Here is a 26,550-nt window from a genome sequence, read left to right as displayed (position 1 = left end):
AGGGGAGGACCTGATGACGGACACCACGTTCCGCGCGGATCTGATCCGGCCGGTGCACGAACTGCTCGCCGGCCACGCGGCCCGGCAGCCGGACCGCGTCGCCTTCAAGGACGGCCGCCGCTCGGTCACCTGGGCCGAACTGGACCGGCGCACGGCACGGGTCGCCGGGCATCTGGCGGAACTGGGCCTGGGCCGCGGCGAATCGGCGGTGATCTACCTGCCGAACCGGCTGGAGACGGTGGAGAGCTACCTCGCCGTCACCCGCGCCGCCGGCGTGGGGGTGCCGCTGAACCCGCAGTCGACCGACCCGGAACTGGCCCACCTGCTGGCGGACTGCGCCGCCCGGGTGGTCATCACCGGTGCGGCGCAGCTGCCGCAGGTGCGCCGCGTCCTCGCGGACCTGCCGGACACGGTGGTGATCCTGGTCGGGGACGCCTCCGAGCCGGGCTTCGCGGAAGCCGCCGACGGGGAACCGCCGTTGTGGGAGGAGCTCGCGTCGACCTGGTCACTGCGCGCGCCGGCCCGCGACGACCTGGGTTTGGACGAGCCCGCCTGGATGCTCTACACCTCCGGCACGACCGGCCGCCCCAAGGGTGTCGTCTCCACCCAGCGCGGCTCCCTGTGGGCGACCGCCGCCTGCAACGCCCCGCTGCTGGGACTGTCGCCGCGGGATCGCGTCCTGTGGCCGATGCCGCTGTTCCACGCGGTGGCGCACAACATCTGCGTGCTCGGTGTGGTCGCCGTCGGCGCGAGCGCCCGCATCACCGACGGCCTGGCGGCCGAGGAGGTGCTGCGCCGGGCGCGGGAGGAGGACGCGACCTTCCTGGTGGGCGTACCGACCCTGTTCCACCACATGGTGGAGCTCGCCCGCTCCGGTGCCGTCGAGGTGCCGCGGCTGCGCGTGTGCATGGTCGCGGGGTCGTCCTGCCCGCAGTCCCTGCACGAGGACTTCCGGGCCGCCTACGGCATCGGGCTGCTGGACAGCTACGGCTCCACCGAGACCGGCGGCGCCATCACCACCAACCTGCCCGACGGGCCGTACGTGCCCGGCTCGTGCGGGGTGCCACTGCCGGGTCTGACGCTGCGGCTGACCGACCCGCGCACCCGCGCGGAGGTCGAACCGGGCGCGGAGGGCGAGGTCTGGGTGTCCAGCCCGGCCCTGATGCTGGGCTACCACCGGCAGCCGGAGGAGACCGCCGCCGTCCTGTCGGACGGCTGGTACCGCACCGGTGATCTGGCCCGCCAGGACGCCGACGGCTATGTGACGATCACCGGCCGGCTCAAGGAACTCGTCATCCGCGGCGGGGAGAACATCCACCCGCGGGAGGTGGAACAGGCGCTCGCCATGGCCCCCGGCGTGGCCGACGCGGCCGTGGCGGGCGTCCCGCACGCGTCGCTCGGGGAGGTCCCGGCGGCCTATCTGGTGCCGGGCCCGGACGGGATCGACGTGGAGACCGTGCTGGCCTCGTGCCGGGAACGGCTGTCGGCGTTCAAGCTGCCGGAGGAGATCCACGAGATCACCGAGGTGCCGCGCAACCCGGCCGGGAAGGTGATCCGCACAGAACTGGCCGCGCTGCCGGGCCGGTTGCTGTGGCGCCGGACCCGGCAGGCACAGGATTCGGCTCCCGCCCACCGCGGCGCCGCCGGCCTGGGGCTCGACGACTCGGGGCATCCCCTGCTGACCGCGTACGTCGAACTGCCCGAGCGGCGGGGCCTGGTGTGCTCCGGCCGGCTCACCGCCGCCGACACCGATCCCGCGCTGCTGCGACGGGCCGACGGCGGCACGGTCCTGGCCGGATCGGCGCTGCTGGAGATGGTGCTGCACGCGGCGGGCCGGACCGGCTGCGCGCGCGTGCTGGAGCTGTCCGCCGAGCACCCGCTCGTGGTGCCGCGCGAGGGCGGTGTGCAGCTGCGGGTGACCCTGGGCGCGGCGGACGATGACGGTGTGCGCCGCGTGGAGGTGCACGGGCGGCGTGACGCGCACGGTGCCGCGGGCCGTCCGTGGACCCGGCACGCGGTGGGCACGGTGGCGCCCGACGCCGTACCGGAACCGGACGAGCCGGCGGCCGTGTGGCCCCCGCGGGACGCGCGCCGCGAGAGCACCGGCGAGGCGGACGGCGGGATGCCGGGCGCCGTGTGGCGGCGGGGCGGCGACGAGGTGTTCGTGGAGGTGTCCCTGCCGGACCGGACTGCGGCCCGGGACGGGTTCGAGGTGCATCCGGCGTTGCTGGAGGCGGCGTTCGCGGCCGCGGTCGGCCGGCCCCTGGAGCAGCCGGTCGCGGTGGCCTGGCGCGAGGTGTCCCTGTACGCGGTGGACGCGTCGGTGCTGCGGCTGCGGCTGCGGGCCGCGGCGGACGGGACCTGGACGGCCGACGCCTTCGACGGGGCCGGGGACCCGGTGCTGACGGCGCGCTCGGTGACGTTCGCGCCGCTGGCACACCGCGTGGTCCGCGCGGCGTCCGCGGCCCAGCAGGACGGCCTGTTCGAGGAGGTGTGGGACGTCTGCGACCTGCCCCGCCAGGCACCGCGACAGGAACGCTGGACGGTCGTCGGCGAGGACGCGCTGCGGGCCCGCCCGGGACTGATGTCGGCCGGCCGTTACTGCGAGATCCAGCCGGATCTGCCCGCGCTGCTGTCCTCGGTGCGGAAGGGCGCGCCGGTGCCGGACGTGGTGGTCGTGTCACACGCCGGAAATCCCGGTGCTCCCTCCCCCGCCGACGCGGTCCGCACGGTCGTCGACGAGGCGCTGGGCTGGGTACGGCACTGGGCCGATCCCCGCTTCGCCCGCAGCCGGCTGGTGGTGCTGACCCGCGGCGCGGTCGCCGCCCTGGAGGACGGTACGCCGCCGGACCCGGCCGCCGCCGCGGTGTGGGGCCTCGTCGGTGCCGTCCAGGACCGGGCACCGGGCCGGTTCGCGCTGATCGAGACCGACGCCGCCAAGCGCTCCTGGCGTCGGGTGGCGGACGCGGTCGCCTCCGGTGAGCCCCGGCTCGCGCTGCGCGCCGGTGCGGTCCGCCGGCCACGAGCGGTGCGGCTGCCCGTGGCGGTGGCGGACAGCGCCCCGGGGGCCGGACGGGTCGCGCTGTTCGCCGCGAGTGAGGAGTCCGGTCCGGCCGAGTACCTGCCGGCCGTCTGGCCCGCGCGCCAGGCCCTCCTGGCGGGCCCGTTCGCGAAGAACGCGGCCGACCGCGTGCCGGCGTCCGCGCAGCCCGGCGAACTGGTGCCGTGGGAGCCCGAGGACCCGGAAGGATCGGTCCGGGCGCTGCTCGACGCCGGTCCCACGACGGTGGTGTTCGCCGCCTCCGTACAGGCCGAGCGGGACGCCGACGTGGACGCCGCACTGCGTCCCGTCGTCGACCCGGCACTGGAGCTGGTCCGCTCGACGCCCGCCCACGCGGTGACGTCCGTGGTGTTCGCCACGCCCGGACCGCGCACCGCGGGACCGGCCGACGCGGCGGTGGCGGCGGTGTTCGACGCCTGCGCCCGCCGGCTGCGGCAGGCCGGGGTGGCGGCCGTGTCGGTGCGCGGGCCGGCCGGACCGCCGGAGGAGGCCGCCGATCTGTTCGCCGCGGCCGTCGCCGCCGGACGGCCGGCGCTCACCGCCGAGCGGCCCGAGATCCCCCGCACGCGCACCGTCGCGCCGCTCACGGCGAGTGCCGCGCTGCTGCGCGGCCTGACGGCCCGTGCGGCGCGGCGGGCCGCGCGGGACGAGCTCGCCGATCCCGGCGCACTGCGGCACCGGCTGGCCGCGCTCTCGGGCGCCGAGCAGGAGGAGACCCTGCTGCGTCTGGTGCGCGGACACTTCGCGACGGCCCTGGGCCGGGGCGGCACCGCAGAGGTGCCCGCCGACCGGGAGATCCGTGACCTGGGCTTCGACTCGCTGACCGCGCTGACCGCGCGGAACGCGTTGGAGTCGGCGACCGGCCTGTCGCTGCCGGCGTCGATGGTCTTCGACTTCGCGACACCGGCGGGGCTGGCCCGTCATCTGCGCAAGGAGCTGCTCGCCGGCTGAGGCGGGCCGGTGAGCCGGGCGGCAGGGCACCGGACGGTGCCCTGCCGCCCGGTGCCGTCTTCGCCGTCTCCCCGCACACCGACCTAGGAGGAGGAACAGATGCGTGTCGAGAACGTCCACATCGAGTCGCTGGGCGTGGTGCTGCCCGAGTGGGCCAGTGCCGAACAGGCGGTGGCCGAAGGCCGGCTGGACGCGGAGATCCAGGCCGCGAACGGCCTGACCGGCGCCCATGTCGCGGGGGACGTACCGGCGATGGACCTGGCGGTGTCCGCGGCGCGGATCGCGCTGGACCGCTCGAAGACCGACCCCGAGGACCTGGGGGCGCACATCCACAGCGCCGTCCACTACCAGGCCCCCGAGGGCGCCTACCCGCCCGGCTACATCCTGCGGGAACTGGGACTGGGCCGGCTGCCCGCGCTCTTCCTCCAGCAGGGCTGCGACGGCATGCTCAGCGCGCTGGACGTGGCGATCGGCAAGCTCACCGGGGCCGCCGGGGCAGGGTCGGTGCTGCTGACGACGGGGGAGAACTTCTCCTCCCCCACGATGGACCGCTGGCGGGGCTTCGGCCAGGCGTACATCCTCGGTGACGGCGCGGCGGCCGCCCTGATCAGTGACGAGGGCGGGTTCGCCGAGGTGCGGTCGCTGAACTCCGGTGTCCTGCACGAGCTGGAGCGGTGGCACCGCGGGGACGGCCCGCTGGTGCTGCGCGAGGGCGCCGGGTCGATGTCCGACATGGCCGAGCGGGCGCAGCGGTTCACCGAACGGGAGATGCCGCTGTCGGAGACGATGGAGAAGCTGACCCTGTTCGACCTGGACATCATCCAGCGGTCCCTGGTGGACGCCGGGCTCAACGCCTCGGATCTGTCGATGGTCGTCCCGATCAACATGGACGGCCGGATGATCGAGTACTCGATCATGCTGCCGCTGGGTCTGACGATGGAACAGTGCAGCTGGGACTTCGGCCGTGCGGTGGGACACGTGGGCGGTGCGGACGTGTTCATCACCCTGGAGCACCTGGTACGCACCCGCGCGGTGTCCCCCGGCGAGCACGTGCTGCTGGTGTCGCAGGGTCCCGGCTGGCTGTGCAGCGCGGCGGTGGTCACGATCACGGAGGTGCCGCACTGGGCGGAATGAGAGCCCGGCGACCGGACGAAGGGCCCGTCCCCCTCGGTGCGAGGAGAACGGGCCCTTCCCGTGCCGGGTACCGTGTCAGGCGCCGAGGCCGGTCAGCCAGCCCTCGGTGGCGTCGGCGGTGGAGCGGGCGTGGGCCTCCATCATGGTGAAGTGGTTGCCGGGGACGTCGAGCACGGTGTGCGCCCGGTCCCAGGACGTCTGCCACTCCCCCGGCGCCGGCTTCTCCCCGTCGGCCGCGGGGACCGGCGGTTCGCTGGACCGCACCAGCAGGACCGGGCAGTCCAGCGGGCCCGGCTCCCATTCACCGATGAGCGCCACGTACCAGCTCATGGCGGTCAGCCGGTCGGTGTCCATGTGCGCGAACATGGACTCCCGTTCGAACATGCCGCTCAGCATCTGCTGGGAGAAGCGCAGGAACGGCGAGTCGGCGCGCGGCATGTAGGTGTCCAGCAGGACGACGGCGGCCGGCGGCGCGCCGCGCTCCGTCAGGCGCCGGGCCGCGGACAGGGCCAGGACGCCGCCGGAGGAGGAGCCGAGCAGGACCGCCGGGGTGTCGCCGACGGTGCGGTGCACGGCGTCGGCGTGCAGGTCGGCGACCGCGTCGAAGGTGGCCGGCAGTGCCTCCCCGGTCGCGAAGCCCTGGGTGGGCAGGGCCCATACGTCACGCCGGCCGCGGAAGCGGGAGGCGAATCGCGCGTACTGGTGGACGCCGGCGAGGGCGACGTAGGAGCTGAAGCACACCAGCGGTGCGGCGGTGTCACCGGCCGAGAGACGGATCGCCTCCGGGACGGAGGGCAGTTCGGCCGGGCTGGTGAAGGTGGGACGCAGCCCGGCCGCCGCCTGGAGCAGGGCGAAGCCGTCGTCGACGCGGCCGTCCAGGCAGGCCGCCTTGAACAGGCCGCCGATCGTGTCCTCGGCGCGGGCCGGCGGGCCGGCCGGAGCGGGAGCGCCGGTGGACCCGGCTGCCTGGAGCGGTTCCGTGTCCAGCCGGTGGTGCAGGTGGGCGGCGAGTGCCTCGGGGGTGGCGTGGTCGAACAGCAGGGTGGGGGCGAGCTGGAGACCGGTGGCCGAGGCGAGGTGGTTGCGGAGTTCGACCACCGTCAGGGAGTCGAAGCCCTGCTCGGTGAAGAGGCGGTCGGGTTCGATCGCGTCGGCCGAGGGGTGCCCCAGCACGGTGGCGGCCAGGTCGCGGACCATGCCGAGCAGGCGGGCGCGGCCCTCCTCGGGCGTGACGCCGGCGAGCAGGCGCGTGGTGACCGGGCCGCTGGAGCCGGCCTCGACGGCGCGGCGGGCGGGGGCGGCGGGCGCCGGGCGGAGCATCGCTCGGACTCCCGCGCGGCCCGAGCCGGTGCGTACGGCGATCACCGCGGGGTCCGCCGCGCTCAGCGCGTCGTCCAGCAGGGCGAGGGCGTCGTCGGTGCCGAGCGGGCGCAGTCCGCCCCGGGCCAGCCGGCCGCGGTCGGTGGCGGACAGCCGGGAGGTCATGCCGCTGTCGCTGTCCCACAGTCCCCAGGCGACGGAGACGGCGGGCAGTCCCCGGGTGTGCCGGTGGGCGGCGAGCCCGTCGAGGAAGGCGTTCGCGGCGGCGTAGTTGGCCTGGCCCGGTGCGCCGAAGGTGCCGGCCGCGGAGGAGAACAGCACGAACACCGCCGGGTCGAGGTGCGCGGTGGCTTCGTGCAGGTGCCAGGCGCCGTCGGCCTTGGGCCGCAGCACGGTGTCGAGACGACCGCCGTCGAGGGCGGTGAGCACGGCGTCGTCGGTGACGCCGGCCGCATGGACGACGCCGGTCAGCGGCGCGTCGTCGGGCACCCGGGTCAGCAGGCGGGCCACGTCGGCGCGGTCGGCGATGTCGCAGGCCTCCAGCCGGACCCGGGCACCCAGTGCGGTCAGTTCGTCGGCCAGGGTGTCCGCGCCGGGGGCGCCGGGGCCGCGGCGGCCGGCCAGCAGCAGGGACCGTACGCCGTGCCGGGTGACCAGGTGGCGGGCGACGGCCCGGCCGAGGGTGCCGGTGGCGCCGGTGACCAGGACGGTGCCGGCGGCCAGGTCGGGCGCGGGGGCGCCGGTGGCGGCGGGGGCGGCGTCGGGGTGCAGGACCCGGCCGCCCCGGACGGCTCCCTGCGGCTGTCCGGCGGCCACCGCGGCGAGCAGGGCGCGGTCGTCGCCGTCCGCGGGCTCGCCGGGCAGGTCCAGCAGCTGGAAGCGGCCGGGGTGTTCGGCCTGCGCGGAGCGCACCAGGCCCCACAGGGCGGCAGCGGGGATGTCCGGCGGGGTGCTGCCGGACACGGCGGTGGCCCGGTCGACGGTGACGGCGGCACGGGTGACGAAGACCAGCCGGGAGCCGGCGAACCGGTCGTCGGCGAGCCAGCCGCACATCAGCTCGTGCGCCCGGGTCAGCAGCCCCCGGACCGCGTCGGGTACGGCCGGGCCGTCGGGGCGGCGCGGTTCGGGTGCCACGACGACCCGCTCGGGCATGGTCATGCCGGTGTCGACCGCCTTGGCGAGGGCCTCCAGGTCGGCGTAGGTCTCCAGGTGCACACCCGACTCGTCGAGGGCTGCGGCGACCTGGTCGTCACCGGCGCCGAGGACGATCCAGCGCGTCGACTCCGGGCGCGGGGCCGCCGGGACCGGCGAGGTCTCGCGCCAGTCCAGGCGCAGCAGTTCGGGCCGGTCCGCGGCCGGGGCCGGGCTCACCGCGCGCAGGGTGATCGCGTCGGCGGTGGCCACCGGCTGTCCGGTGGTGTCGGTGACGAGGACGGAGTAGCCGTGCTCGTGCCCGGCGGGGGCCAGCCGCACCCGCAGCGCGGTGGCGCCGGTGGCGTGCAGGGTCAGCCCTGTCCAGGAGAACGGCAGCATCGGCGCGACGGGTTCGTCCGCCGGGGCTCCCGGACGCCGGACCAGGAGGGCCTGGACGGCGGCGTCCAGGAGCGCGGGGTGCAGGCCGTGGCGGGCGGCGTCATCCCGGTACGGCTCGGGCAGTTCGACCTCGGCGAAGACCTCGTCGCCGCGCTGCCACACGGTGCGCAGTCCGCGGAAGCCCGGCCCGTAGACGAATCCGGCGGCGGCGAAGGCGGCGTAGGGGTCCTGGTCGCAGACGACGGCGGCGCCGGGCGGCGGCCAGGCGGCCAGGTCGTCCGCCGGCCGGGCGGGGGCCTGCCGGGCGAGGATTCCCTGGGCGTGCAGCTGCCAGTCGGCCCCGTCGCCGGTGGGCCGGGACCAGATGCCGAAGGAGCGGCGGCCCGTCTCGTCGGGTGCGTCGACGGTGACCTGGACGGGGACGCTGCCCCGCTGCGGCACGACGAGCGGGCTGAGCAGGGTGAGTTCGCTCAGGTGGCCGCAGCCGGCCCGGTCGCCGGCGTGGACGGCGAGGTCGAGGTGGCCGGTCGCCGGCAGGATGACCTGCCCCAGGACGGCGTGGTCGGCGAGCCAGGGCTGGGTACGGGTCGACAGCCGTCCGGCGAGGAGCAGTTCGTCCGAACCCGCCCGGGTGATCTCGGCGTCGAGGAGCGGGTGGCCGACGGGATCGGCTCCGCCGAGGGCGGGTTCGGTGCCGGCCGGCGCGGTGGGCAGCCAGTAGCGCCGGCGCTGGAAGGCGTAGGTGGGCAGGGGCACGGGCCGGGCACCGGGCAGCAGCGCGTGCCAGTCCGGCTCGCCGCCGTGGGCGAACAGGGTGGCGACGGCGGTGAGCAGCCGGCGCGGTTCGGGCTGGTCGCGCAGGACGGCAGCGGTGAACACCGCTTCCTGCCCGGTCTGCGGCTCCGTCTCGGCGAGGGCCGTCTCGGCGAGGGCGGTGAGCCGGCTGTCGGGGCCCACCTCCAGGAAGCGGCGCGCGCCCAGGTCGCGCAGACGCAGCAGCGCGTCGTGGAAGCGGACCGGCTGCCGCACGTGCCTGACCCAGTACTCGGGGTCGGTGAGCAGGCCGGGTCCGGCGGCCGAGCCGGTCAGCGCCGAGACGACGGGCAGGCGCGGTTCGGCGTAGGAGAGACCGGTGACGACGGCCCGGAAGTCGTCCAGGACGGGGTCCATGAGGGGCGAGTGGAAGGCGTGGCTGACACGGAGCGGGGTGGTGCGCCGGCCCAGGCCGGCGAAGTGGGCGCAGACCTCTCCGACGGCCTCGTCGGTGCCGGAGACGACGGTGGCGGCGGGCCCGTTGAGGGCGGCGACGCCGATCTCGTCCTCCCGTCCGGCCAGCAGTTCGGTCACCTCGGCCTCGGTGGCCCGCACCGCGGCCATCGCGCCACCGGCCGGGAGGGCCTGCATCAGGCGACCGCGGGCGGCCACCAGGGCGCAGGCGTCGTCGAGGGAGAACACTCCGGCGACGTGGGCGGCGGCGATCTCGCCGATGGAGTGACCGACGAGCACGTCGGGGCGCACGCCGAGCGTCTCCAGCAGCCGGAACAGCGCGACCTCGAAGGCGAAGAGGGCGGGCTGGGCGTACTCGGTGCGGTGCACGAGGTCGGCGTCGTCGCCGAACACCGCCTCGCGCAGCCCGGGGACGCGTGCGCACACGGCGTCGAAGGCGTCGGCGAACGCCGGGAAGACCGCGTGCAGTTCGCGTCCCATACCGGGCCGCTGGGCGCCCTGCCCGGTGAACAGGAAGGCGGTGCGTCCGCCGGTGCCGGCGGTGCCGGTGACGGTGGCCGGCAGCGGGGTGCCCTCGGCGAGGGCCCGGAGCTGGGCGGTGAGGTCGTCGTGACCGGAGCCGACGAGCACGGCCCGGTGGGGGAACGCGGTACGGGTGGTGGCCAGGGCGAGGGCGGTGTCGGCCGGGGCCACGCCGGGGTGGGCGTTCACGTGGTCGAGGAGGCGGCGGGCCTGGTCACGCAGGGCGTGCGGGTCCCGGCCGCTGACCACCCACGGAACCGCCCCGGCCACCCCGGACGGCCTCTCCCCCGCGTCGGCGGCGGGTTGTCCGGGGGCGGCTTCCAGGATGACATGAGCGTTGGTGCCGCTGATCCCGAACGACGACACCCCCGCCCGCCACGGACGCCCCTCGGCCACAGGCCACTCCCGCGCCTCGGTCAGCAGCTCCACCGCACCCTGCCCCCAGTCCACCTGCGAGGACGGCGCGTCCACATGCAACGTCGCCGGCAACACACCGTGCACCATCGCCAGCACCATCTTCATCACACCCGCCACACCCGCACCCGCCTGCGTGTGACCGACGTTCGACTTCACCGAACCCAGCCACAACGGCCGCTCACGGCCCTGCCCGTACGTGGCCAGCAACGCCTGCGCCTCGATCGGATCACCCAGCCGCGTACCGGTACCGTGCGCCTCCACCACATCCACCCCGGCCGCCGACACCCCGGCATCCGCCAGCGCCGCACGGATCACCCGCTGCTGAGACGGACCGTTCGGCGCACTCAACCCGTTGGACGCACCATCCTGATTCACCGCCGAACCCTTCACCACCGCCAGCACCGGATGCCCCAGCCGCCGCGCGTCCGACAACCGCTCCACCAGCAACAGACCGCCGCCCTCCGAGAACCCGGTGCCGTCCGCCGCGTCCGCGAACGCCTTGCACCGGCCGTCCGCCGCCAGCCCCCCCTGCCGGCTGAAGTCCACGAACAGACCCGGCGTCGACATCACCGTGACGCCGCCCGCGAGGGCCAGATCGCACTCCCCCGCCCGCAGCGACCGCACCGCCAGATGCAGGGCCACCAGGGAGGACGAGCAGGCCGTGTCGACCGTGACGGCGGGGCCTTCCAGCCCGAAGGTGTAGGAGAGCCGGCCCGACAGGACACTCGCGGAGTTGCCGGTGCCGAGGTGGGCGCCGACCTCGTCGCCCGGTGCGATCGGACGGGAGGTGTAGTCCTGGTAGTTGGTGCCGGCGAAGACGCCGGTACGGCTGCCCCGCAGGGCCCGCGGATCGATCCCCGCCCGCTCGAACGTCTCCCACGCCATCTCGAGGAGCAGCCGCTGTTGCGGGTCCATGGCGAGCGCCTCACGCGGCGAGATGTTGAACACGCCCGGGTCGAAGTCGGCGAAGCCGTCGAGGAAACCGCCGGTGAGTGTGCAGGTGCGGCCCGCCTTGCCGGGCTCGGGGTCGTACAGGGACTCCAGGTCCCAGTCCCGGTCCTGCGGAAAGGGCCCCATCGCGTCGGTGCCGTCGGCGAGGAGTTGCCAGAACCGCTCCGGAGTGTCGGCGTCGCGGGGGAAGCGGCAGGCCATGCCGACGATCACGACGGGGTCCTCGGCACCGTCGGCGCGTGAGGTCTGCACGGCCGTGCCGACGTCCGACTCGCGCTGCGGCGGGGCGAGTCGCTCGCCCAGATGCTCGGCGAGCGCGGCCGGGGTCGGGTAGTCGTAGACGAGGCTGGCGGGCAGCCGCATGCCGGTCGCCTCGCCGAGGGTGTTGCGCAGCTCGACGGCGGTGAGGGAGTCGAAGCCGAGTTCGCGGAAGGCTCGGGCGGGCTCGACGTCGTCGGGGCTCGGGTGGTTGAGGACGTACGCGATGTGGGCGCGGACGAGGTGCAGCAGGGCGTGCCTGCGGTCCGCGTCGGACAGGGCGGCGAGGTGGGCGAGGAACCCGTCGCCGGTGTCCGCCGGGTCGGGGTCGCCGGTGTGGGGTGCGGGGCGGTTCGCCCGCAGCCGCTGGAGGTCGGGCAGGGCGGCGTACAGGCGTCGGGGGCGGCCCTTGTCGAGTTCGGCGCCGAAGACCTGCCAGTCGATGTCGGTGACGACGAGCGCCGGGTCGTCGTGGTCGAGGGCGTCCTGGAGGGCGGTGACGGCGACGGCGGGATCCATCAGGCGTACGCCGTGCCGCTGGAGGCGTTCGCCGACGGTGCCGGAGGCCATGCCGCCGTCGGCCCAGCCGCTCCAGGCGACGGCGGTGGCGGGCAGGCCCCGGGCGCGGCGGTCCTCGGCGAGAGCGTCGAGGAAGGCGTTGCCGGGGGCGTAGTTGCCGTGTCCGGGGCTGCCGAAGACGCCCGAGGAGGAGGAGAACAGCACGAACGCGGACAGGTCGAGGCCCGCGGTGGCGGCGTCGAGGTTGAGGGCGCCGCCGACCTTGACGCGCAGGACCTCGGCGAGCCGGTCGGGGGTGAGGGAGCCGATGACGCCGTCGTCCAGGACGGCCGCGGTGTGGAAGACGGCGGTCAGGGGGCGGTCGGCGGGGATGCCGGCCAGGAGCGCGTCGAGGGCGTCCCGGTCCGCGATGTCGCAGGCCGCCAGTTCGGCGCGGGTGCCGTGGCGGGCGAGGTCCGCCAGCAGTTCGGCGGCGCCCTCCGCGTCGGGGCCGGAGCGGCTGACGAGCAGCAGGTGGTCGGCGCCGGAGCGGGCGAGCCAGCGGGCGACGTGCCGGCCGAGGGCGCCGGTGCCGCCGGTGACCAGGACGGTGCCGCCCGGCCGCCAGGGGCGGCGGCCGGGCAGTCCGCCGGTGGCGGCGCGTTCCAGGCGGCGGCCGAGGACGCCGGTGGGGCGGATGGCGACCTGATCCTCGTGGTCGGTGCCGGCGAGAACCGCGATCAGCCGGTCCGCGGCGCGGTCGTCGGGGCTGGCGGGCAGGTCGGCGAGGCCGCCCCAGCAGTCGGCCTGTTCCAGTGCGACGACCCGGCCGAAGCCCCACACGAGGGCCTGGGCGGGGTGGTCCGGGCCCGTTCCGGGCGCGGTGGCGACGGCGCCCCGGGTCAGGAACCACACCGGCAGGCGGGTGTTGAGGTCGTCCATGGCCTGGACGAGGGCGACGGTGGCGGCGAACCCGCCCGGCAGCAGCGGGTGTCGGGGGTGCGGGCTGTCGTCCAGGGCGAGCAGGGACAGCACGGCGCGTGCCCCGTCGGCCACGTCGGACAGGGCCGCGGCGAGGGCGGTCCGGTCGGCCGCGGGGCCGACGACGACCGGGACGCAGTCGGCTCCGGCCCGGGTGAGGGCGGCGCGCACGGCCGTCGCCTCGGGGCCGTCCTCGTGACCGCGGGGCACCAGCAGCGGCCAGCGTCCGCTCAGGGCGGGGGCGGGCCGGTCGGGCAGGGGGTGCCAGGCGATGCGGTAGCGCCAGCGGTCGGCGGTGGCCCGGTCGGCGCTGCGGCGACGGTAACCGTCCAGAGCGGGCGCGAGGCGGGAGACGGTGTCCTCGTCCAGGTCGAGGACGCCGGCCAGGGTGCGGAGGTCGCCGGACTCGACGGCCTGCCAGAACGGGGCGTCCGCCGTGTCGGCGGCGGATTCCTTCGCGGTCCGCTCTCCGCGGAACTCAGGCCAGTAGCGGCGGCGTTGGAAGGCGTAGACGGGCAGGTCGACACGGTGGGCGGGCTCGTCGTGGACGGCCGTCCAGTCGACGTGGCCGCCGCGTACCGCGAGGGCGGCGGCGGAGGCGAGGAAACGCTCGGGGCCACCCTCGGAGCGGCGCAGGGTGCCGAGGACGGCGCCGTCGGTGATGCCGAGGTCCTCCAGGACGTCCCCGACGGCGTTGGTGACCACGGGGTGCGGGCCGGCCTCGACGAAGACGCGGTGCCCGTCCTCGGCGAGGTGGCGCACGGTGGTCTCGAAGCGGACCGGGCGGCGGATGTTGTCGTACCAGTAGGCGGCGTCCAGGGTGGTGGTGTCCTCGACGCGGGCACCGGTGACGGTGGAGTGGAAGGGGATCTCGGCGGGGCGGGGGCGGACCGGCGCGAATCCGGTGAGCAGCGCGCCGCGGACCTCCTCCACCTGCGCGCAGTGGGAGGCGTAGTCCACGGGGACACGGCGGGCGCGGACCCCGGCGTCGGTGAGGGACTTCAGGAGGTCGGCGAGGGGTTCGGCGTCTCCGGAGACGGTGACCGAGCGGGGACCGGTGACCGAACCCACCGAGATCCGGCCCTCGTAGGGGACGAGGAGTTCCTCGACCTCGGCGAGCGGCAGGGGGACGGCCACCATGCCGCCGCGGCCGGTGATGGCGGTCAGTTCCCGGGAACGGGTGACGACGACACGGGCGGCGTCCTCCAGGGTGAGCACGCCCGCGATGTGGGCGGCGGCGATCTCGCCTTGGCTCTGCCCGGCCACCGCGGCGGGGCGGACCCCGCACGCCATCCACAGCCGGGCCAGCGCGACGCAGACCACGAACAGGGTGGGCTGGACCACGTCGAGGCGCTCCGGCGGCGGCGCTCCGGGCGCGCCGCGCAGCACGTCGAGGACCGCGTAGTCGGTGAACGCCTCGACCGCGGCGGCGGCCTCGTCGAAGAAGCGGCGGAACCGCTCGTCGGCCGCGTGGAGTTCGGTCGCCATGCCCTCCCACTGGGGGCCCTGGCCGGGGAAGAGGAAGACCGGGTCGCCGTCGGTGTCGGCGATCCCGCGCACCACGGCCGCGTCGGGCGTGCCCTCGGCGAGAGAGGTCAGACCGCGCAGGAGGGTGCCCTGGTCGCGGGCGACGACCACGGCCCGGTGCTCGAGGGCGGGCCGGGTGGCGGCCAGGGACCAGGCCAGGTCGGCGGGGCGGAGGGTGCCGTCCGGGGCGGCCCGCAGGTGGGCGGCGAGGCGGGCGGCCTGCGCGCGCAGGGCGGCGGCGGTACGTCCGGAGACGGGGAAGGCACGCGGGCGGGGCGTGTCGGCGGCGATCCCGGCGGAGGCGTCCGTGTCCGGCTCGGGGGCCTGTTCGAGGATGACGTGGGCGTTGGTGCCGCTGACGCCGAAGGAGGAGACCGCGGCCCGGCGGGGCCGGTCGTCGGTGCGGGGCCAGTCACGGGCCTCGGTGAGCAGGTCGACGTGGCCCGCACTCCAGTCGACGTGCCGGCTGGGCCGGTCCACGTGGAGGGTGGCGGGCAGGCGCCCGGCGCGCAGGGCGAGGACGGTCTTGATGACGCCGGCGACCCCGGCGGCGGCCTGGGTGTGGCCGATGTTGGACTTCACCGAGCCGAGCAGCAGCGGTCGGTCGGCGGGCCGGTCCTGGCCGTAGGTGGCGAGCAGGGCCTGCGCTTCGATCGGGTCGCCGAGGGTGGTGCCGGTGCCGTGCGCCTCGACGGCGTCGACGTCGGCGGGAGCGAGCCCGGCGGAGCGCAGGGCCTGCCAGATGACCCGTTCCTGGGAGGGGCCGTTGGGGGCGGTCAGCCCGTTGGAGGCGCCGTCCTGGTTGACGGCGGAGCCACGCAGCACGGCGAGGACGGGGTGGCCGTTGCGGCGGGCGTCCGACAGGCGCTCCACGACGAGGACGCCGGCGCCCTCGCCCCAGGCGGTGCCGTCGGCGGCGTCGGCGAAGGCCCGGCAGCGCCCGTCCGGGGACAGCCCGCGCTGGCGGCTGAACTCCAGGAAGATCGTGGGCGTCGACATGACGGTGACGCCGCCGGCCAGCGCCAGGTCGCACTCCCCCGCCCGCAGCGCCTGCGCGGCCAGGTGCAGGGTGACCAGGGAGGAGGAGCAGGCGGTGTCGACGGACACGGCCGGGCCCTCCAGGCCCAGGGTGTAGGAGACGCGGCCGGACAGCACGCTGGGCGAGTTGCCGACGCCGTCGTCGCCGGCGTTGTCGGAGCGGGCGAGCAGGGCCGGGTAGTCCTGGAGGTTGGTGCCGGAGAACACGCCGGTGCGGCTGCCGCGCAGGGCGAGCGGATCGATGCCGGCGCGTTCCAGGGCCTCCCAGCAGATCTCCAGCAGCAGCCGCTGCTGCGGATCGGTGCCGACGGCCTCGCGCGGGGAGATCCCGAAGAACGAGGCGTCGAAGTCGGCGACCCGGTCGACGAAGCCGCCGGTGCGGGTGTAGCTGCGGCCGGGCGTGCCCGGTTCCGGGTCGTAGAGCGCGTCGACGTCCCAGCCGCGGTCGCGCGGCCAGTCGGTCATCGTGTCGGTGCCGTCCTCCAGCAGTCGCCACAGGTCGTCGGGGCCGGACACGCCGCCGGGGAAGCGGCAGCCCATGCCGACGATCGCTATGGGTTCGCTCTCGCGGGCCTCGGCCGCCGCCAGCCGCTGTCGCGTCTGGTGGAGATCGGCCGTGACCTTCTTCAGGTAGCCGAGGAGCCGGTCCTCATCGCTCATGCGTGTCTCACCCGTTCCCAAGGTCCCGTGGCCGTCCCGTCAGGAGATGCCGAGGTCGTTCTCGATGAAGTCGAAGAGTTCGTCCGCCGCGGCGGACTTCAGGCGGTCGGCGATGTCGTCGCCGGCCGCTCCCGCCGGTGCGGCCGGCGCGCCCGCGGTCGTCCCGCCGCCGAGCCGTGCGGCCAGCGCCGTCAGGCGTGCGCCGATGCGGTCGAGCCGGGCGTCGTCGGCCGGCAGCCCCGACAGGGCTGCTTCCAGCCGGTCGAGGTCAGCGAGGACGGCGTTCGCGCCGTCGGTGTCCTCGGTGAGCCGGCCGTGCAGGTATCCGGCGAGCGCGGTGGCGTTGGGCTGGTCGAACAGGAGCGTGGCCGGCAGGGCGAGACCGGTGGCCGCGCCGATGCGGTTGCGCAGTTCGACCGCCGTCAGCGAGTCGAAGCCGAGCGCGTTGAACGCCTGCGCGGCGCCGACGCGGTCGGTGGAGGCGTGCCCGAGGACGGCGGCGGCCTCGGTGCGCACGAGGGTGACCAGGGTGCGTTCGCGCTCGGCGGGGCTCTGTCCGGCCAGCCGCGCGCGCAGGGCCTGGCCGGCGTCCGCGCCCCCGCTCTCCGGGCGCCGGGTGAGCAGTTCGCGCACTTCGGGCAGTTCGGTGAGGAGCGGGCTGGGCCGGGCGGTGGTGAAGCCGGGGGCGAAGCGTGCCCAGTCGATGTCGGCGACGGCGAGCACGGCGTCGGCGCGTGCCGCGGCCCGGTCGAGGGCCGCCACGGCCCGGTCCGGGTCGAGGGGGTTGATGCCGCCGCGGCGCATGCGGGCCTCGGTGTCGGCGTCCCGGGTCGCCATGCCACCGCCCGCCCACGGGCCCCAGGCCACGGAGGTGGCGGGCAGGCCGGCGGCGCGGCGCTGTTCGGCGAGGGCGTCGAGCGCGGCGTTGGCGGCGGCGTAGTTGGCCTGGCCGATGGTGCCGAGGGTGCCGGAGACCGACGAGAAGAGGACGAACGCGGTCAGGTCGCGGTCCCGGGTGAGGTCGCTGAGGGCGCGGGCGGCGGCGAGCTTGGGCCGCAGCACGGTCTCCAGGGCGTCGGTGTCCAGGCGGTCGAGCAGCCGGTCGTCGAGGACACCCGCGGTGTGCACGACCGCGTCGACGGGGTGCTCGGCCAGCAGCGCGGCGAGCGCGTCGCGGTCGGCGACGTCGCAGGCGGTCAGGACGAGGTCGGTGCCGGTGCCGGCCAGGGACTCCTTGAGACGGGCGGCACCGGGCGAGCCGGGTCCCGAGCGGCTGACGGCGACGATCCGGGCGGCGCCCCGGGCGGCGAGCCAGGCTGCGGTGCGCAGGCCGAGGGCACCGGTCGCGCCGGTGAGCAGGACGGTGCCGGTCCAGTCGGGCGCGGACCCGGCGGGTACGCCGGCGGGCACGCGTTCGAGGCGGCGCAGGAAGGTGCCCGCGGGACGGACGGCGGTCTGGTCCTCCCCGCTGTCACCGGCCAGCACCGCGCACAGCCGGCGAGCCACGTCGGGGGCCAGGGGCGCGGTGCCGGCGGGCAGGTCGACCAGGCCGCCCCACAGCTGCGGATGTTCCAGCGCGGCGGTGCGGCCCAGGCCCCACACCGCCGCCTGTTCCGGCTCGGCGGGTGCCTCGCCGCCGAGGACTGTGGCCGCGCCGGCGGTGACGGCCCACAGGCGTGGGCTGTCCGGGCCCGCCGCCCGGTCGGCGAGGGCCTGCACCAGGGCGGTGGTCGCGGCGAGGCCGGCCGGGACGGCCCGGTGGCCGGGCAGCGGCCGGGTGTCGGCGGCCAGCAGCGACAGCACACCGGCGGGCGCCGGACCGTCCTCACGGACGGCGTCGAGCGCGGCGCTCAGGCCGGTGCGGTCGGCGGCCGCGCAGTCCACGGGCAGGACGCGGACGCGGGCCCCGTGCGCGGTGAGCGCCTCGGCGACCGACGTCGCCCAGGGGCCGCCGGCCAGCGGGGCGGGAACGGCGAGCAGCCAGGTGCCGGTGAGGGTGGCGGTGGCGCCGTCGGCGGCGGGCCGCCACATGACGCGGTGCTCCCAGCGCTGTTCCTCGCGCTGTCTGCGGTCCGCGCCGCGCCAGGCGGCGAGAGCGGGCAGGACGGCCTTGAGCGGGGCGTCCGCGTCGACGTCGAGCCGCTCGGCCAGGGCATCCGGGTCGGCTGTCTCGACCAACTCCCAGAACGCGCTGTCCGCGGTGGGCGCGACGCTCCGCGCGGACGACTCCAGCCAGTACCGCTCGCGCTGGAAGGCGTACGTCGGCAGGGCTACGGGCCGGGCTCCGGCGTCCTCGGGGACGGCGGGCAGATCGCCCCGGCCGTGCGCGCGCAGGGTGGCGGCGGCCAGCAGCGCCGCGCGCGCCTCGGGCAGGTCGCGGTGCAGCAGGGACACGGCCGTGACGGCGGCCGGGTCCTGGACGCCGTCCCGCACGAGGGGGGTGAGGGTGGCGTCGGGCCCGAGTTCGAGGCAGACGGTGACGCCCTCCGCCTCCAGGGCGCGCACCGCGTCGCCGAAGCGCACGGTGTGCCGGACGTGCCGTACCCAGTAGTCGGGCGTGCGCAGGTCCTCTCCCGTGGCCAGGGTGCCGGTCAGGTCGGACACCACGGGGACGGCCGGCGGCGCGTAGCGGACACCCGCGGCCACCTGCCGGAAGTCCTCCAGCATGGCGTCCATCAGCGGGGAGTGGAAGGCGTGGCTGACCCGCAGGCGCCGGGTGCGGCGGCCGCGCGCGGCGAACTCGGCGGCGACCGCCTCCACGTCGTCCGCGACGCCGGAGACCACGACGGAGACGGGGCCGTTGACGGCGGCGACCGCGACCCGGCCGGTCCGGTCGGCCAGGCAGGGCAGCACCTCCTCCTCGGTGGCCTCGATCGCGGTCATCGCGCCGCCCACCGGCAGCGCCTGCATGAGCCGGCCGCGCGCGGCGACCAGGGCGCAGGCGTCGGCGAGGTCGAACACCCCGGCGGCGTGCGCGGCGGTCAGCCCGCCGACGGAGTGCCCGGCAAGCACGTCGGCCCGGACGCCCCAGGACGCCGTCAGGGCGTACGCGGCCGTGCCGAAGGCGAACAGGGCGGCCTGGGTCCAGGCGGTGCGGTCCAGCAGCGCCGCCTCGGCGCTGCCCTCGGCGGCGAGGACCACCTCGCGCAGCGGCGGCCCGTCGAGGTGCCGGTCGAGTTCGGCGCAGACGGTGTCGACGGTCTCGGCGAAGACCGGGTGGGCTGCGTACAGGTCGCGTCCCATGCCCGGACGTTGTGCGCCCTGGCCGCTGAACAGGACGGCGAGCCGGCCGCCGTCGGCACTGCCGGTGACGACGTGGCCGGCGCGGTCACCCGTGGCCACGGCGGCGAGCCCGGAAAGGAGTTCCTCGCGGTCCTCGGCGACGACGACGGCCCGGTGACCGAGCGCGTGACGGGCGGAGGCGAGGGTGTGCGCGAGGTCGCGCGGGTCGTGGTCGGAGGTGAGGAGGTGGGTGCGCAGCCGGGCGGCCTGCGCGCGCAGCGCCTCGGGGGTGTGCCCGGAGACGGGGTACGCGCGCGGCACGGCGTCCGCCGCCGGCCGTTCGGGAGCGGAAGCGGGCTCTGGGGCGGGCGGTTCCTCCAGGACGACGTGGGCGTTGCTGCCGCTGATGCCGAAGGAGGACACGCCGGCCCGGCGCGGGCGCCCTTCGCGGGCGGGCCACGGGCGGGGTTCGGTGAGCAGTTCGATGGTGCCGCTGGACCAGTCGATGTGCGGGGAGGGCTCGTCGACGTGCAGGGTGCGGGGCAGTTCGCCGTGGTGCATCGCCAGGACCATCTTGATGACGCCGGCGGCGCCCGCGGCGGCCTGGGTGTGGCCGAAGTTGGACTTGGCGGAGCCCAGCAGCAGGGGCTGTCCCTCGGGCCGTTCACGGCCGTAGGTGGCGAACAGGGCCTGGGCCTCGATGGGGTCGCCGAGGGCGGTGCCGGTGCCGTGCGCCTCCACCGCGTCCACGTCGGCGGCGGACAGCCCGGCGGAGGCGAGGGCCTGGCGGATGACGTGCTGCTGGGAGGGGCCGCTGGGGGCGGTCAGCCCGTTGGAGGCGCCGTCCTGGTTGGTGGCCGAGCCGCGCACGACGGCGAGCACCGGGTGTCCGTTGCGCCGGGCGTCCGACAGTCGTTCCAGCAGCAGCAGGCCGACGCCCTCGGAGAAGCTGGTGCCGTCGGCGGAGGCGGCGAACGCCTTGCAGCGGCCGTCGGCGGCCAGTCCGTTCTGCGCGGTGAACTCGGTGTAGGTGCCGGGCGTCGCCATCACGGTGACGCCGCCGGCCAGGGCCATCGAGCACTCGCCCTGCCGCAGCGCGTGGGCCGCGAGGTGCAGGGCGACGAGGGCGGAGGAGCAGGCGGTGTCGACCGTCATCGTCGGCCCCTCCAGGCCGAAGGTGTAGGCGACGCGGCCGGAGATGACGCTGCCGGACACGCCGAGGCCGATGTAGCCCTCCATGCCCTCGGGGATGTCGGCGAGGCCCGACGCGTAACCGGAGCCCATCGCGCCGACGTACACGCCGGTGCGGGTGCCGCGCTGGGCCAGCGGGTCCAGGCCGGCGCGCTCGAACACCTCCCAGGACGTCTCCAGGAGCAGGCGCTGCTGCGGGTCCATGGCGAGGGCCTCACGCGGCGAGATGCCGAACAGGGCGGCGTCGAAGTGGGTCGCTCCGTGCAGGAAGCCGGCCTCCAGACCGGGCAGCCGGTCGAGGTCCCAGCCCCGGTCGGTGGGGAAGGCGCCGATGGCGTCGCCGTCCTCGGACACGAACCGCCACAGCTCCTCGGGGGAGGTGACACCGCCGGGGTACTGGCAGGCCATGGAGACGATGACGACCGGGTCGTCGTCGCCCGCGACGCCGGCGGCGGTCTCGGCCGTCTCGGTGCCGCCGGCCAGTTCCCGCCGCAGGTGGCGGGCGAGTGCGCTGGGCCGGGGGTGGTCGAAGACGAGCGTGGCGGGCAGCCGCAGTCCGGTCTCGGCGTTCAGCCGGTTGCGCAGGTCGACCGAGGTGAGGGAGTCGAACCCGAGTTCCTTGAAGGACTGTTCGCCGTCGACGGCACCGGCCGAGCCGTGGCCGAGGGCGACGGCGGCATGGCGGCGCACCAGGTCCAGCAGCAGGCGTTCCTGCTGGGGCTCGCTGAGTCCGACCAGCCGCCGGCCCAGGCCGGAGTCGACGTTCGCGGTACGGGCGGTGCGGCGTGCCGGTGCCGGGACCAGGCCGTGCAGCAGCGCGGGCAGCCGGCCGGCGGAGGCGGCGGCCCGCAGCGCGGCCGAGTCGGTGCGCAGCGGGGCGAGCAGGGCCTCGTCCGCCGTGAGCGCCTCGTCCAGCAGCCGCAGGGCGTGCGCCGGGGCGAGCGCGGGCAGCCCGGAGGCGGTGATACGGCGTACGGCGTCGGCGTCGAGCCCGCCGGTCATGCCACTGTCGTGTTCCCACAGGGTCCAGGCGAGCGAGACGGCGGGCAGTCCGTGGGCGCGGCGGTGCTGGGCGAGGGCGTCCAGGACGGTGTTGGCGGCGGCGTAGTTGGCCTGTCCGGCGCCACCGAGGAGACCGGCCGCGGAGGAGAACAGCACGAACGCGGTCAGGCCGGCGTCGCGGGTGACCTCGTGCAGGGCGAGCGCGGAGTCGGCCTTGGCGCGCAGCACGGAGGTGAGGCGGTCGGGCGTGAGGGAGCCGAGGACGCCGTCGTCGAGGAGACCGGCGGTGTGCACGACGGCCCGCAGCGGGCGCTCGGCGGGAACCTCGGCCAGGGCGGCGGCGAGGGCCTCGGGATCGGCCACGTCGCACGCCTCGATCCGTACGGTGGCCCCGTGGGCGGTGAGTTCACCGGCGAGGTCGGCGGCACCGGGGGCCTCGTGGCCGCGCCGGGAGAGCAGCAGCAGGGAGCGCACGCCGTGCTCGGTGACCAGGTGGCGGGCGACGAGCGAGCCCAGGGCACCGGTTCCGCCGGTGATCAGGACGGTGCCGTCGGGGTCCCAGACGGCGGTGACATCCACACCCCCGGTGCCGGTCTCCACGGCGGCGGCGGCGTCGACCTCCCCGGCGCCGGGACGGTCGGCGCCCGTGCCGTCCAAGGCCCGGCTGGTGGATCGGACAGTGCCGGTGCGGGCGGAGGTGGCGGTGGCGTCCGGCGCGGTGACCGCGCTGTCCGAGTCCCCGGCGGCGTCCCGCCGGGAAGCGGAGCCGCCGAAGCCCCTCGCGGCGTTCCGGTCGGTGGTGGTGCCACCGGCGCTCCCCGCGCCGGACCGGGCGGCGGCGGTGCCGGCCGAGCCCCCCGCGGCAACCCGCCCGGCAATGGCCCGGGTCAGCGACGGTGTCATCAACCGGCCATCGCGCAGGGCGAGTTGCGGAGCGCCGGAGGCGACCGCGGCGGGCAGCGCGGCGCGGGAGGCGTCCGTGTCGTCGAGGTCGGCGAGGACGAGGCGGCCGGGGTTCTCGGTCTGGGCGGAGCGGACCAGGCCCCAGAGCGCGGCGGCGGACAGGTCGGGTACGTCCTCGTCGCCGACGGCGAGGGCACCCCGGGTGACGACGACCAGGGTGGCGTCCTGGGCGCGGGCGTCGGCGAGCAGTGTCCGGAGGGCGCCGAGAGCGCGGACGGCGATCCCGGCGGGGGTCTCGCCGGGTCCGCCGGCGAAGGGCAGGACGGCGACGGCGCAGCCGTCCGCTCCGAGCGCGGGCCAGTCGGGCACCAGGCCCGCCGGATCGTCGGCGGCCAGCCGCCAGCGCTGGCCGGCGGGTGGTTCCGGCAGGTCGGCGGCCGTCCAGCGGACCGCGTACAGGGCGCCGTCGGCCGGACGGGCGGTGGCCGGGGCGTCTGCGGACAGGGGGCGGCTGACGAGGGAGCCGACGGTGGCCACGGGCTGTCCGGTGCCGTCCGCGACCCGCAGGTTCACCGAACCGTCCGCGCGCTTCTCGAGCCGGACGCGGAGAGCGGTGGCGCCCACGGCGTGCAGGGTGACCCCGCTGAAGGCGAACGGCAGGCCGACTCCCCCGCCTTCGCCGTCCGCCTCGTCGGTGCCGGTGAGCTGGGCGTGCAGGGCGGCGTCCAGCAGGGCCGGGTGCAGCCCGTAGCGGGACGCGTCGCGGTGCTCGTCCTCGGGCAGGCGGATCTCGGCGTACCGGACGTCGCCGTCGCGCCAGGCGGCGTGCAGGCCCTGGAAGACGGGGCCGTACCGGTAACCGCGGGCGGCGAGGGCCGCGTAGAAGCCGTCCAGCGGGACGGGACGGGCGCCGGCGGGCGGCCATGCGGTCAGGCCGTCGCCGGCCGGGGTGGCCGTGGCCGGGGCGAGGACCGCCGTGGCGTGCCGGGTCCAGGGGGCGTCGTCGTCCGGGCGGGCGTGGACGGTGACCGGGCGGCGGCCCGCGTCGTCGGAGGCGCCGAGCACGATCTGGAGCTGCGTGCCGGTGCCGTCGGGAAGGGCCAGCGGCGCCTCCAGGGTGAGTTCCTCCAGCAGGCCGCAGCCGACCTCGTCGCCGGCCCGCAGGACGAGTTCGACGTAGGCGGTGCCGGGCAGCAGGACGGTCCCGGACACGGTGTGGTCGGCGAGCCAGGGCTGCGTCCGGGTGGACAGACGGCCGGTGAGCAGCACCCGGTCCTCGTCGGCGACGCGGACCACGGCACCGAGCAGCGGGTGTCCGGCGCCCGCGAGACCGGCGCCGGTGACATCGCCGGCCTGGGCGGCGGGCCGCAGCCAGTAGCGCTCGCGGGTGAAGGCGTAGGTGGGCAGCTCGATCCGGCGGGCGTCCGGACCCGGGTGGCCGAGGAGACGCTCGTGGTCGACGGGCACCCCGTGCGCGTGGGCGCCCGCGACACCGGCGAGCAGGGTGGCGGGCTCGGGGCGGTCCCTGCGCTGGAGGGGCAGGCAGACGCGCTCGGTGGTGTCGTCGGGCAGGCAGGCGCGGGCGAGCGCGGTGAGCGTGGCGTCGGGGCCGAGTTCGAGGAAGCGGGTGACACCGCGCTCGACGAGGTGGCCGACGCCGTCGGCGAAGCGGACGGTGTGCCGCAGGTGGCGTACCCAGTAGTCGGCCGAGGCCAGTTCGTCGGCGGTGGCGGGGCGGCCGGTGAGGTTGGAGACCACGGTGATCCGCGGCGGCCGGGCGGTGACGCGCTGGGCGACGCGGCGGAAGTCGTCGAGGGCGCCGTCCATGCGGGCGGAGTGGAAGGCGTGGGACACGCGCAGCCGCCGGGTGGTCCGGCCGCGGGCGCCGAGTTCGGCGGCGACCGCCTCCACGGCAGCCGCCGCCCCGGAGATCACCGTGGCGCGGGGCCCGTTGACGGCGGCGACGGACACGGCGTCGCCGTGCGCCGCGAGCAGCGGGGTCACCTCGTTCTCGGCCGCGTCCACGGAGATCATGGCGCCGCCCTCGGGCAGGGCCTGCATGAGCCGGCCACGGGCGGCGACCAGCCGGCAGGCGTCGGCGAGCGACCAGACGCCCGCGACGTGGGCGGCGGTCAGCTCCCCCAAGGAGTGGCCCAGGAGGTACTTGGGGGTGATGCCCCAGGACTCCAGCAGCCGGAACAGGGCGACCTCGAAGGCGAACAGGGCCGGCTGGGCGAGCCCGGTTCCGCGCAGGGCCTCCTCGTCGCCGGTGTGGAGGACGGCGTCCTTGAGGGACTGGCCGAGGGGCAGGCCGAGTTCGGGGTCGAGGTGGGCGCAGACCTCGTCGAAGGCGCGGGCGAACGCGGGGAAGGCGGCGTACAGGTCCCGGCCCATACCGGGGCGCTGGGCGCCCTGCCCGGAGAAGAGGAAGGCGGTGCCGCCGCGCAGGGTGCGGCCGGTGACGACGGCCGGGTGCTCCTCGCCGTCCGCCAGGGCGCGCAGCGCGTCGCGGGCCGCGACCGTGTCCGGGGTGAGGACGGCGGCCCGGTGCTCGAAGGCCTGCCGAGTGGCCGCGAGGGCGCGGGCGGTGTCGTGCGGGTCGTCGTCGGGGTGGTCGGCGACGTGCCGCAGGAGCCGTGCGGCCTGGCCGCGCAGGGCCTCGGCGCCGCGCGCGGACAGGAACCAGGGCGCCAGGGGCAGCGCGGGGGCCGGTGCGGCCGTCCCGTCGGCCACCGGTTCCGGTGCGGGCGCGGCCTCCAGGATCGCGTGGGCGTTGGTGCCGCTGATGCCGAAGGAGGAGACGGCGGCCCGGCGCGGGCGGTCGCCGGTGGCGGGCCAGTCGGCGGGCTCGGTGAGCAGGCGGACGTGTCCGGCGTCCCAGTCGACGTGCGTGGACGGCGTGTCGACGTGCAGGGTGCGCGGCAGCCGGCCGTGCCGCAGCGCCATGACGGTCTTGATGACGCCGGCCACCCCGGCGGCGGCCTGCGTGTGGCCGAGGTTGGACTTCAGGGAGCCGAGCAGCAGCGGCCGGTCGGCGGGGCGGCCCTGGCCGTAGGTGGCGAGCAGCGCCTGGGCTTCGATGGGGTCGCCGAGCGTGGTGCCGGTGCCGTGCGCCTCGACGGCGTCCACGTCGGCGGCGGTCAGTCCCGCGTCGGCCAGGGCCTGTTCGATGACCCGCTGCTGGGCGGGGCCGTTGGGGGCGGTCAGGCCGTTGGAGGCGCCGTCGGAGTTGACGGCGGAGCCGCGGACCACGGCGAGCACGGGGTGCCCGTTGCGGCGGGCGTCGGAGAGGCGCTCCACCAGGAGCAGGCCGACGCCCTCGGACCAGCCGGTGCCGTCGGCGGAGTCGGCGAACGCCTTGCAGCGGCCGTCGGGGGCCAGGCCGCGCTGCCGGCTGAACTCGAACAGCAGACCAGGGGTGGCCATGACGGCGGCCCCGCCGGCCAGCGCGAGGTCGCACTCGCCGTTGCGCAGGGCCCGCACCGCCCAGTGCAGGGCGACCAGGGAGGAGGAGCAGGCGGTGTCGACGGTGACGGTGGGCCCTTCGAGGCCGAGGACGTAGGAGATGCGGCCGGAGGCGACGGAGGTGGCGTTGCCGGCCAGCATCAGGCCGTGGACGTCCTCGGGCACCTCCACGGGACCCTGGCCGTAGCCGGAGCCGGCCGCGCCCACGAACACGCCGGTGGCGCTGCCCCGCAGGGTCTGCGGGCGGATCCCGGCCCGCTCCAGCAGTTCCCAGGAGGCTTCCAGCAGCAGCCGCTGCTGGGGGTCGGTGGCCAGTGCCTCGCGGGGGCTCATGCCGAAGAAGGCCGCGTCGAAGGCGGCGGCGTCACCGAGGAAGCCGCCCTCCCGGGCGGAGAAGGTGCCGGGACGGCCGGGGTCGGGGTCGTACCGGTCCTCGATGTCCCAGCCGCGGTCCGCGGGCAGCGCGCCGATGGCGTCGCCGCCCTCGTCGACGAGTCGCCACAGGTCCTCGGGGCTGTGGATGTCGCCGGGGAAGCGGCAGCTCATCGCGACGACGGCGACCGGCTCGCGGACCCGGTCCTCCGCCTCCCGCAGGCGGCGTCGGGTCTGCCGCAGTTCGCCCGTGACCCGCTTGAGGTATTCCACGTACTTGTCGTCGTCAGCCACGTGTGTCACTTCCTTGAACCCGG

General features: G+C 76.4%; 4 protein-coding genes. 2 read left to right on the top strand and 2 right to left on the bottom strand.

Annotated features, from left to right (window positions below):
• Nucleotides 1-13: 13 nt before the first annotated feature.
• Together QQS16_RS38895 and QQS16_RS38890 are read left to right on the top strand one after the other, a co-directional pair.
• Nucleotides 14-4,012 carry an AMP-binding protein gene (locus QQS16_RS38895; RefSeq protein WP_286067306.1) on the top strand — a complete coding sequence of 1,333 codons (3,999 nt, stop codon included), beginning with the start codon at nucleotides 14-16 and terminating at the stop codon, nucleotides 4,010-4,012.
• A 99-nt stretch (nucleotides 4,013-4,111) separates the two neighbouring features.
• A complete protein-coding gene (locus QQS16_RS38890) occupies nucleotides 4,112-5,146 on the top strand; it encodes a ketoacyl-ACP synthase III family protein (RefSeq protein WP_286067304.1) in 1,035 nt (344 codons plus the stop codon).
• Between the two features lie 75 nt (nucleotides 5,147-5,221).
• On the opposite strand, the gene QQS16_RS38885 is transcribed toward QQS16_RS38890, so the two are convergent.
• Both QQS16_RS38885 and QQS16_RS38880 read right to left on the bottom strand, forming a co-directional pair.
• Complete coding sequence (locus tag QQS16_RS38885) at nucleotides 5,222-16,078, bottom strand: type I polyketide synthase (RefSeq protein ID WP_286067302.1); 10,857 nt, start codon at nucleotides 16,076-16,078, stop codon at nucleotides 5,222-5,224.
• 39 nt (nucleotides 16,079-16,117) lie between these two features.
• Nucleotides 16,118-26,527, bottom strand: coding sequence for a type I polyketide synthase (locus QQS16_RS38880; protein ID WP_286067300.1), 10,410 nt, complete (start codon nucleotides 26,525-26,527; stop codon nucleotides 16,118-16,120).
• Between the last annotated feature and the right edge of the window lie 23 nt (nucleotides 26,528-26,550).

Origin of the sequence: Streptomyces sp. ALI-76-A (genome assembly GCF_030287445.1) — a bacterium.
Classification (GTDB): Bacteria; Actinomycetota; Actinomycetes; order Streptomycetales; family Streptomycetaceae; genus Streptomyces.
The sequence above is the reverse complement of the archived record's forward strand: the minus strand, read 5'-3'. Positions and strand labels throughout refer to the sequence as shown.

Coding starts and splice junctions, on each gene's coding strand:
- QQS16_RS38890 (WP_286067304.1), top strand. CDS start 4,112: ATGCGTGTCGAGAACGTCCACATCGAGTCGCTGGGCGTGGTGCTGCCC.
- QQS16_RS38885 (WP_286067302.1), bottom strand. CDS start 16,078: ATGAGCGATGAGGACCGGCTCCTCGGCTACCTGAAGAAGGTCACGGCC.
- QQS16_RS38895 (WP_286067306.1), top strand. CDS start 14: ATGACGGACACCACGTTCCGCGCGGATCTGATCCGGCCGGTGCACGAA.